The organism is Paraburkholderia piptadeniae, assembly GCF_900007165.1.
Lineage (GTDB): Bacteria > Pseudomonadota > Gammaproteobacteria > Burkholderiales > Burkholderiaceae > Paraburkholderia > Paraburkholderia piptadeniae.
On the sequence record NZ_CYGY02000240.1, the window covers coordinates 1 to 774 of the forward strand.

Annotated in this window: 1 protein-coding gene and 1 pseudogene; both read right to left on the bottom strand. The window is 63.2% G+C overall.

Going from position 1 to position 774, the window contains the following annotated elements:
* Window positions 1–551, bottom strand: a 551-nt coding sequence (locus BN2476_RS44990) for a flavin reductase family protein (protein ID WP_087740510.1), incomplete at its 3' end; no start/stop codon positions are given.
* A gap of 9 nt (window positions 552–560) precedes the next feature.
* Window positions 561–774 (bottom strand): annotated as a pseudogene (locus tag BN2476_RS50135) (LLM class flavin-dependent oxidoreductase); the annotation flags it as partial.

Here is a 774-nt window from a genome sequence, read left to right on the forward strand (position 1 = left end):
GACATGACCGCTCCGTGCTCTTCGCCGAGAATGTTGGCGACGAAGCGGCCACTCGCCATCAGCGGCGCACGCATCGACGACGACTGGTTTACGAAGAATCCCACGAGCGGAGGCTCCGCCGAGATCGACGTGAGGCTCGACACGATCATGCCCGCAACGGCATCTCCGCTGCCCGTGGTGATTGCGCTGATACCCGCGGGCAGGGCGCGCATCGCGGCCTTGAAGTCGGCGAGCGAGACCACTTCGTCGCCGTCGTTGAGCGTGATATGCGCGCGGATCTCTCCGCTGTCGTTCACCCAGCCGAAACGGGTGGCGTAGTCGATCATGGTGGCGAAGCCCGCTTCCCAGCCAGGATCGCCGGCATGGCCGGAGAGAAAGCGCAACACCGGCGGTGCCAGCCGGATGTGCTCTTCGCCATCGCGCCGGCCGATGCGCGCGATGGCCTGATCGAGCCGCTCGCGCGGCTGCGGATCGACGAGCACGTCGAGCTTCTTGAAGTTCGCAGGATCGAGCAGTGTGATCGCTCCCGCATCGGTCAGGTGCAGACGCATGGCCGTCTCCTAGATTGTCGTGCTCAGCTGGCCCACTTCCTTGCGGATGGCCGGAATGATCTTCTCGCCCCACAGCTCGATCTGCTTGAGCATGGTCTTCTGATCGCAGTCGCCGAGCTGCGTCTGCAATGCGATGTGCTTCGGACGCAGGATGCTGATCTCCTCGAGCATCTTGTCGATGACTTCATTCACCGAGCCCACGAGACTAAGGCGAATCTCGTAT